Origin of the sequence: Hoylesella shahii (genome assembly GCF_937990675.1) — a bacterium.
Lineage (GTDB): Bacteria > Bacteroidota > Bacteroidia > Bacteroidales > Bacteroidaceae > Prevotella > Prevotella shahii.
Genome location: NZ_CALKQY010000018.1, coordinates 34688 through 44691, shown reverse-complemented (window position 1 = coordinate 44691; position 10004 = coordinate 34688). Strand labels below are relative to the sequence as shown.

Sequence of the window (10004 nt, the reverse complement as noted above, 5' to 3'; positions counted from 1 at the left end):
ATTAAAAGTGTTGTGCTCTACCAACTGAGCTAGCGGATCTTCCAACAAAGACGTTTTTGTTTTGCGAGTGCAAAGGTACAAACTTTTAGCGGAACTCACAAACAATTTGCGTGTTTTTTATCCACAAATGCTCATTTTATTTGTTTTCTAGTGCTTTTTCGCTGGTTCTTGGGGTGTTTCGGGCACTTCTTCAATCGATTCTTTGGTAACATATCGTTGCCAATAGGCTATGATGAGGGTGGTGAGAGGCAGGGCGATGATAACTCCAATGAAGCCTAAAAGCGAACCCCAAACAGAGAGCGATAGGAGGATGATGGCAGGATTAAGGCCCATTGCCTTACCCATAACGCGTGGCGTTACCACCATGTCGGATATTATCTGAACCACTGCAAACACCAAAATGGCCATTCCAAAGATAATCCAAAAGTTCTGTCCCGTGTCTGCCGCTTTTAAAAGAGCTAAGAATGCCGTGGGAATAAGGGCGAACGTGTGAAGGTAGGGCACAAGGTTGAGCACGCCAATAAGGATGCCCATGCCGATGGCCATGGGGAAATCGATAATGGTGAAGCCGATGCAGAACATTATTCCCATGATGAGCGACACCAAACCCTGTCCGCGAATGTAATTGTTTAGCTCGCGCGAAGCATCCTCAGACAGGGTGTTCCAGAAGTTGCGATATTTCTTAGGGAATATTCTAACCCAGTTTTCTGTGAGGTATTCGTAATCGAGCAAAATGAAGAACATATATAATAAGGTGATAAACGATGCTACAACGCTTACCACCACGCTAGCCGTTTGTCCTAAAAAGTTGAACAATTTGGGCATGGCTGTGTGCACGGCATCGCTAAAGTCCTTGCTTTTCACAATGCGGTCGATGTCTTCTTGATGTTCGCGAAGCCAGTTTTGGATGTAAGATGAGAGGTCGCTCGAGCGTGTTGAACTGCCCAGATAGCGCGAAGCCAGTTCAGAAATCTTATCAAACTGCTCTATCATAGAGGGTACAATGAGTAGTCCAATGCCTGTAATCAAACCAACAAGCACCAATAACACTACTATAATAGATAGCGCGCGTACGCGTATGTGCAGGTATTTCTCGGTGAATTTCACCAATGGGTAAAGCAGATAAGCCAACAAGCAGGCTATAAAAAAAGGCAAAAGAACCTCGCTCATGCTGTTGGTTACAAAGTACACCGCTAATATTAGTAGTGCGCATAGTCCCCATCTCACCAGTTTGTCTAAGGTTATTATCTCTTCAAGCATTTTCTTTGTTTTATGTTAATATTATTGTGTGAACTCTTTTTATATCATTAATACGGCTATAAAGCCCACGAAGTGGCTCAAGAAGGGAAAAGGCATTGCATGTGCTGCACCCTTGTTGGTGCATTTAGCAACCTTTTAAGCCCTTTCTAGTCCTCATTAGCTATCTTGTAGCTCCCATTTAGGATTTCACCTCGTGCTTTGTTTTCTGGTAGCAATGCCTGCACAGCGGTTCGTATTCTTGCATTTCGCCAATCAGCACACGCCTTTCGCCTTCCACGATGCGATGACTAACGTAGGCCAGTGCTCCACATTTCACGCAGATGGCATGCACTTTGGTTACGTGGTCGGCAATGGCGCAGAGAGCAGGCATAGGGCCGAAGGGCACACCCTTAAAGTCCATGTCCAGACCTGCAACGATAACACGCACCCCACGGTTGGCCAATTGGTTGCAAACGCTCACAATACCCTCGTCCATAAATTGTGCTTCGTCTATTCCAACGACATCAATATCGGCCGAAAGCAACAATATTGCAGCCGATGAGTCTACGGGTGTGCAATGAATTGCGTTACGGTCGTGGCTCACAACATCATCTTCCGAATAGCGTGTGTCAATGGCAGGCTTAAATATTTCAACTCGCTGTTTGGCAAATACAGCACGCTTCATGCGCCGTATTAGCTCCTCTGTTTTGCCCGAAAACATCGAGCCACAAATCACTTCCACTCTTCCTTGGCGGTGGTTCTCGCCACTTACATTATCAATCATGATGATGCAAAAGTACAAAAAGACGTTTTAAAAATTGCAAACAAACACCTCTATTTTTTGCTACTAGGAATTTATATTACTAAATTTGCGTACAATATGGGCATCTTATACATTGTACCCACCCCTGTGGGTAATATGGAGGACATCACACTGCGAGCCATTCGAACCCTAAAAGAGGTTGATTTGGTGCTAGCTGAAGACACTCGAACAACGGGCGTCTTGTTAAAGCAGTTGGGGATTGAGGTGGCTCACCTGCAATCGCATCATAAGTTTAACGAGCATGGCACATCGGCTGGCATCGTTGAAAGACTTAAAGCAGGCCAAAACATCGCTCTTGTAAGCGATGCTGGTACGCCAGGCATCAGCGACCCTGGCTTTTTCTTGGCACGCGAAGCAGTTGCAGCAGGCATCACCATTAACTGTTTGCCTGGGGCAACAGCATGCATCCCCGCCGTGGTTTCATCGGGCATGCCGTGCGATAGGTTTTGTTTCGAGGGCTTTATCCCTCAAAAAAAAGGACGAAAGACATATCTTGAGAGCCTGAAACACGAACAACGCACCATGATATTCTATGAGTCGCCACACAGATTGCTCAAAACACTAACACAATTGGCCGAGGTGCTTGAACCCGAAAGACAAGTGTGCGTATGTAGAGAAATATCCAAAATACACGAAGAAAACGTGAGAGGAACATTGATAGAGGTGGCTAAACATTTCGAACAAACACCTCCACGTGGAGAAATCGTCATTGTTTTGGCTGGAATTAGTAGTAAAAAAGATAAAAAATCGAAAGGAGAAAAATTATGAAGAAACTTGTTATTGCATGTGTAGCAGTACTGTCTTTGGCAGCCTGCAACCAAGGTAAAACTAATGGAGAACCACAACTCAACGACTCTTTGCAGCAGATTATCCAACAAAGAGATAATCAGTTGAACGACATGATGGCTACCATGAACGAAATCCAAGACGGATTCCGTCAGATTAATGAAGCCGAAAACCATGTGAATATCGCTAAAGATGGCGAAGGGGCTAATAAGTCGGAGCAGATTAAAGAGAACATCAAGTTTATCACTCAACGCATGGAAGAAAACCGTGCTTTGCTCAAAAAACTGCGCGCACAACTTGAAAAGAGCACATTTAAGGGTGCTGAACTCAAGAAAACTGTTGACAGACTGATGAAACAACTAGACGAAAAAGATCAGCAACTGCAACAACTACGTGCCGAACTTGATGCTAAGGACATTCACATCTCTGAACTTGATGAAAGAATTAACAACCTTAACACCCATGTTTCGAAACTGAGAACCGACAACACTGAGAAGGCTCAAACCATTAGCAACCAAGACAAACAACTGCACACTGCATGGTACGTCTTTGGTACGAAGAAGGAATTGAAGGAACAAGGTATCCTTGTTGATGGCAAAGTGTTACAAAGCAACTTTAACAAAGCCTACTTCACACGTGTTGACATCCGTACTTTGAACGAAATTAAATTCCAATCTAAGTCGGTTAGGCTGCTCACCACTCACCCCTCTTCTAGCTATACGCTCGAAAGAGACTTCAACAAAGAGTATGTGCTTACCATCACCAACCCAGAATTATTCTGGAGCACCAGCAAATACTTTGTTGCTGTTGTGAAGTAACAACATAAAGGTTGGTTCTTTAACTCTCTCTACCCAATGTGCAATTAGCTTGGCTAGCTAGGCTTTTTACGCCTTTGGTGTGACAAAAGGGTAGGGCAGGGGTATCAACAATAAGAAAATTAAACCCACACAAGGGGGAGGATGCAACAAGCATTTTGTTGCATCCTCCTTATTTTTTTTGTGGTTTTTCGTCTCAATTGATTCATTACACTGATTACGAAAGATTTGTATTGTTCTTTCCCGTTCCTCGAAAAGTGCGTTTTGCCTTTCCACTTCGCCCAAAGCTCCGTGTTGGCGATTTTCAATTCTCGCCATGACAATGTACGAGCAAGCTCGACATTGTTCATATGGCTTAATGAAAACGTTCTCTTAATTACTAATCATTGTCAAAACAGCGTTCCATACAAAAGCACAAGCAATATAATGATAAATTTCTTTTCTTTACAAATTCAATCTTTTTTATAATATTCAGAAAAACTTCACCGACTTTTTCTTACAATACGAAACAAAACTACACACCATACATACCAACCTGTAAAACAAAACATCACCCTCTTAAACAAATAAAATTAAAAAAAATAGGCGCAAAGTGTTGCATATATTATCTAAAATAACTATTTTCGCAATCGCATAGCATTTGTGCATGCATAATTGGAAATTAGTAGGATTTATCCAAGGTGAATGTTATAAAATAGCGCAGACATACACCTCTGCGATTTAAAGATTAGCGAATACACCTTAACTAAAAACCAACAACTACCTATTTTGACATCGAGTGCTTATTTCCTGGGCACCGAGACGACAGATCACACGCGCCAATCAGCCCAAAAAAGCGCAACCTTCTTGACTACATTTCCTGCCAAGGCTTCCAGTTTTAACCTTAGGTAGAGTAAAAGAGAGTAATCATTTAAAAAAGACGAACAACCTATGAACTGTTATCAATCACCTTGCGAAGCAAGTGCTTCGCCTTTACACGCATCTGGGCAAAATCCCCCTGCCTATTTTTTTGGCTAATATAACAGCAGCCAAAAGCTCGCCAACATCCACAACGGATGCAAAAGACTCTTCACACCCCTATAGCATTATCAGCCTTAACAGGACTTATTGCCATTGGTTGTGACGTCCCCTTTGTTTCCCAGTTGTTGCATCTGGCACTTTCTCAAACAATTTCGGCAAGCCCATAAAGCATCTTCACAAAACATATGTTGCTTAGAGCATGCCTATTATAAACCCTTACAAACACAAACACCTATGAAGAGACAACTATTATTGTTGTTGGCCTTGCTGTTTTGCTCAATTGGCACAGCGTTGGCACAGAAAGTTATTCACGGAACAGTGATTTCTAAAGACGACAGCGAACCCATTATGGGTGCCACAGTACGCGTTGTGGGACACAATGTGGGGGCTGCAACCAACCTCGATGGTAAGTTTACAATCAACCTCCCGGCTGGGGCAAGCAAGTTGTCGGTATCGTATGTGGGCATGCACACGCAAGAAGTGGAAGCTCGCGACGGTATGACCGTGCAAATGATTAGTTCGGCCAAGGCCATAGACGAGATTATTGTAGTGGCCTATGGCACTGCTAAAAAATCGTCGTTCACAGGTTCTGCCGTGTCCGTAGATGCCAGTAAGATAGACAAGATACAAGCGGCCGATGCCTCAAAAGCACTCGAAGGAACAGTGGCTGGTATCTCGGTTACTAGTTCTTCTGGTCGTGCCGGAACGTCTAACACCATCCGCATCCGTGGTATTGGTTCGCTCAACGCTTCTAGTGCACCGCTTATCATCCTAGATGGCGCACCCTACGACTACGAAATCAATTCGATTAACGCTAAGGATATCGAAAGCATCAACGTGCTTAAAGATGCTGCCTCGGCTGCTTTATATGGCGCGCGTGGCGCCAATGGTGTTATCCTTATCACCACTAAGAGCGGACAAAAGGGCAAATTGAGCATTTCTTTCGATGCACGTATTGGTACTAATCGTCGCGGTGTTCCTGAATACGACATTCTGCAAGACCCAGGCACATATTACCAACTGGCATGGGAAGCTCTGAGAAACGCTGGCGCTTACAGGCGAACACCTGTTTCCAACCCAGGAGAGTGGGCTTCAAAGAACCTCATTGATAAGCTTGGCTACAATATTTATAATGTAGCCGACAACCAAGTGGTTGATGCCAACGGAAACCTTACATCTGCTAAAATTAAATACGCTGATGCCGATTCGTTTAACGATTGGACGAGCCATTTGCTCGAACCACAAACCCGACAAGAGTACAACCTTAGCATGTCGAAAGGCACCGACAACTCTCGCGTGTACTTTTCTTTGGGCTATCTAGACGACAAAGGCTTTAACCGCAACACGGGTTTCAAACGCCTTTCTAGTCGTTTGGCTTATGATTCTCAACTAACCAATTGGCTAAGAATATCCGCTTCTTCGCAATTGTCTAGAACCGAAACGCAAAACAGGTCAAATGAAGAAACCAACTTATCTAATCCTTTCCAATGGACTCGCATGATTGCGCCCATCTATCCCGTGTACATGCACAACAATGATGGCAGCATTGCAACAGACAGACACGGCAACTTACTCTACGACGACTCGGTTGGCCGTATCTACGCTGGCGGTATGAACCTTATTAAGCAGCTAGAGCTGAACAAAGAGGAAGACAACCAGTTCTATTTAACGCAGAATTTCCGCGCCGATGTTAAGCTGCCCGCTGGATTTAGCTTTAACACCACTGCTACCTTTAGTGGCAACTGGTCACGTTGGACCGAATTTTTCAGTCCACTTGTAGGCGACGGACAAGCTTATGGCGGTATCCTGCGTAAGCAATCAAGCGAAACATACACACTCAACTGGAACCAAATTCTTAACTGGGACAAAACGTTCAATCTCATCACGCTGCACGGTATGTTGGGTCACGAGTATTATATGATGAAGTCGCACTACCTATATGGCAAAGCACAAAGCCTCATCGACCCCGCTTCTATGGAGTTCTTTGCTGCAGCTAAGGTAACAGAACTAACTTCATACCCTAAAGACTATATGGTTGAAGGTTATTTCGGACAGTTTACTGCCGACTATGATAATCGTTATTATGCTTCACTATCATTGCGTTTCGATGGTTCATCGGTGTTCCATAAAGATCATCGCTGGGGTACATTCTGGAGCGTTGGTGCATCATGGCGCATCAATCAAGAAAACTTTATGAAAGAAATTAAGTGGATAGACAACTTGAAACTACGCGCTAGCTATGGCGTTCAAGGCAACGACTACTTGCTTTTACCAGGTTCTGCCTATCGTGCCTACACGCCTTACACCAACCTTTACAGCATTGGCACCGATGGTACATCGGGTAACTACGGGCCTAAATATAAAGGTAACAAAGAGATTACTTGGGAAAAGAACCATAACTTCGACGTGGGCGTTGAATTCTCACTTTGGAATGGAAAACTTGCGGGCGAACTCGACTTCTTCAATCGTCGCACCACCGACATGCTTTTCAACCTTCCCATCCCCTCAACAACAGGCTTTACCACAAACCCTGTTAACTTTGGAAAGATGGATAATACGGGCTTCGAGTTCTCACTCTCGTCTAACGTGTACACCAGCAAACACATAAATGTTACCCTCACAGCTAACGGCACACACTATAAAAATAAAATTAAGGAACTGCCCGAACAATTCAGACAAGATGGTATCGTATCTGGTTATCGTCTGATAAAGGAGGGTGGAAGCATCTACGACTATTATATGATTAAGTACGCAGGTGTTAATCCCGAAAACGGCGATGCCCTTTACTACCTGTGGGACGATGCATCTAAGTCGTTTGTTGCCAAAGGTAGCAAAGAATACAGCACAGCCAACATCAACAAACAATACATTGGCACAGCCATCCCCAAACTGGCTGGTGGCTTCGGCCTTGTTGCCAGCGCCTACGGCTTCGACTTCTCAATGCAATTCTCTTACCACATTGGTGGCAAATTCATTGATGGCGGCTACATGGACCTTATGTCGGCCGGTACACCTGGTACCAACTGGCACAAAGATATCCTCAACCGTTGGACAAAAGATAACCGCAACACCGATGTACCACGCGTAGAATTCGACAACCAATCCATTGTACAAGATTGTGACCGCTTTATTTCGGATGCAACTTACCTCTCGCTTAACAACCTTACGCTGGGTTACACCCTACCCTCGCAATGGATTAAGAAAGCAGGTTTGCAGTCGGTACGCCTTTACTTTGCAGGCGAAAACCTCGGTTTGTTCTCAAAGAGAAAGGGACTAGACCCACGTACCTCTATATCAGGAACTCAGAACTACAGCGTAAATAGCGCCATCCGCACACTTTCGTTCGGACTTAGTGTATCGCTATAACCACGCATAAGTGTTTCTTCAAGTAAGTACATCAACATCTTAAAACGAAAAAACAATGAACAAATATATTAGTACACTTGCGCTTTGCTCTATTCTAGGGCTCGCAACAGGATGTAAGCTGGAAGCTGGAAGCGGCCAGTACATTTCGCAAGAAAGACACAACGAGATGCTTGGCGACGAAGATGTGAAGCCAGGTATTGCCAAGGCGGCGCTCTCAAAAACATACGTTATGTTTCAAGAGTATAACACCAGTCATGATGATGGCGGACTAAAGGCTTTCCACCTATTCACCGACTTGATGTGCGAGGATGTGGCATACACCAACACTTCGTGGTTCAAGTTCGACTACCAGATAGGAAATAGCGAGGCTAACTATCGTCGCACACGCACGATGTGGCGCTTGTTCTATAAAATAGTGTCTAACATAAACCTTTACCTTGAGACCTATTACAAAGAGGTATCCACCGATTCGGCCTACCTAAAGGCCACGGCAGAACCACTTGCGATACGTGGTATTGTGTTCTTCCACCTTGTTAACATGTATCAACACACCTATAAGGGACACGAGTCTCTGCCGGGTATACCCCTGGTACTTACCACTTCGCCCACCGACAAGCCAGCACGTGCAACGGTAGAAGATACCTATAAGCAAATTATCAAAGACCTCACGCCCATGGCAACCTACGGGCGAGAGACAGCCGACAAAACAGACGTCGACAAATTTGTGGCTGCTGCTTACCTTGCTAAGGTGTATGCACAAATGGAAGACTGGGCCAACTGCGAGAAATTTGCTGCCATTGCCAAAATGGGCGGTAACGATATGATTTCCGAACCTGGCAGGTCGTGGGCTATTAAGGGCACAGCCGACATCCTATGGGGTGCCGATGTAACCTCGGCCAACTCTGCATTATGGGCCTCTTATTGGAGTCACGTAGACCAATTCCTTACTAGAGGCTACGCTGCTGGTGGACATAAGAAGTTTATTCACAATGCACTCTATGCAAAAATCCCTGCTACCGACAGCCGTCGCAAACTGTGGGTGAACCTCACCGACTATCCAGACATTGCCCAAAAAATTAAACGTCAAGCTAAAAACAAGGAAGTTGAAATGGAAGATTTCGACCAATTGAAGTTTATTGCTGGCGAAGATGGTATGGAACAAGACTATTGTTTCATCCGTGTTCAAGACCCAATACTGCTCGAAATAGAAGCACAGATTGAACAAAACAAGCTTACGCAAGCTGCTGCCAACCTCAATGCCTTTGCACAAAAGCGCGACCCGGCATTCGTTGCAGCCACCACACAAGCCGACCTACGTGAGCAAGTGCGCTTCCAAAGACGCATCGAGCTATGGTTCGAAGGAACAAACTGGTTTGACATGAAACGTTGGAAGCTCACCATCAACCGCGATGTGCCTAACACCAACCACCCCGTGGTGTTCACAATGGCAACCGACGACAATAAGTTCTACCACATGTTACCCATTTCGGAACTTGAGTCTAACCCCAACTTAACGCAGAACCCAAGATAATAATTGTCATTATGGTTGTGCTTACTGCTGTTGTGTGGCTTAGATTCAGCGCCTTAACGTGTCTTCCACACGCAATGGCAAGCCCGCACTAAAGCCTCCGCTCGCACTAAGTTAATGCGATTAGGCGCTAGCCAAACACGCAAAACAGAATATGTGCATGCAATTAGGCTTAACATATAACAGCCAAGAGACAACCCTAGGCACATTTTAACGAAAACAGCAATGGTAAGCAGCTAGCTAACCATTGCTGTTTTTGCGTTTATTTGTTATTATCATGCTCACTGCTAAAAGTTTAGAAACTGCCAATATGGTGCTCTTATTGCCATTAAGTGTCCTCCTGCACGTCATAATTGCATTTCAGCAGGCTGTCTTTAAAGTTACCTATCCGGCTAAAATGCCCTACAGGTCTGAACAATGGGCTAAG

6 protein-coding genes are annotated in these 10004 nt (G+C 44.6%); 4 read left to right on the top strand and 2 right to left on the bottom strand.

Annotated elements, in window-relative coordinates:
- Window positions 1–147 precede the first annotated feature (147 nt).
- The gene (locus QME03_RS02365) at window positions 148–1260 is read right to left on the bottom strand and encodes an AI-2E family transporter (protein ID WP_025817544.1); all 1113 of its coding nucleotides are present in this window, start codon (window positions 1258–1260) and stop codon (window positions 148–150) included.
- 178 nt (window positions 1261–1438) lie between these two features.
- Entirely contained in the window at window positions 1439–2023 is a 585-nt protein-coding gene (locus tag QME03_RS02360; RefSeq protein WP_281723347.1) for a thymidine kinase, read from the bottom strand.
- A gap of 96 nt (window positions 2024–2119) precedes the next feature.
- Between QME03_RS02360 and rsmI the strand changes: the two genes are divergently transcribed.
- The 4 genes from rsmI to QME03_RS02340 all read left to right on the top strand — a co-directional run bounded on the left by rsmI (window position 2120) and on the right by QME03_RS02340 (window position 9580).
- On the top strand, window positions 2120–2830 hold the full coding sequence (gene rsmI, locus QME03_RS02355) for a 16S rRNA (cytidine(1402)-2'-O)-methyltransferase (RefSeq protein ID WP_281723346.1): 711 nt from the start codon (window positions 2120–2122) through the stop codon (window positions 2828–2830).
- The gene (locus QME03_RS02350; protein ID WP_281723345.1) at window positions 2827–3666 is read left to right on the top strand and encodes a Cbp1 family collagen-binding glycoprotein adhesin; all 840 of its coding nucleotides are present in this window, start codon (window positions 2827–2829) and stop codon (window positions 3664–3666) included. Before rsmI ends, QME03_RS02350 begins: the two co-directional genes overlap by 4 nt.
- 1251 nt (window positions 3667–4917) lie before the next feature.
- Window positions 4918–8049 carry a SusC/RagA family TonB-linked outer membrane protein gene (locus QME03_RS02345; RefSeq protein ID WP_281723344.1) on the top strand — a complete coding sequence of 1044 codons (3132 nt, stop codon included), beginning with the start codon at window positions 4918–4920 and terminating at the stop codon, window positions 8047–8049.
- 55 nt (window positions 8050–8104) lie between these two features.
- Window positions 8105–9580, top strand: coding sequence for a RagB/SusD family nutrient uptake outer membrane protein (locus QME03_RS02340; RefSeq protein WP_281723343.1), 1476 nt, complete (start codon window positions 8105–8107; stop codon window positions 9578–9580).
- The last annotated feature ends 424 nt before the right edge of the window (window positions 9581–10004 follow it).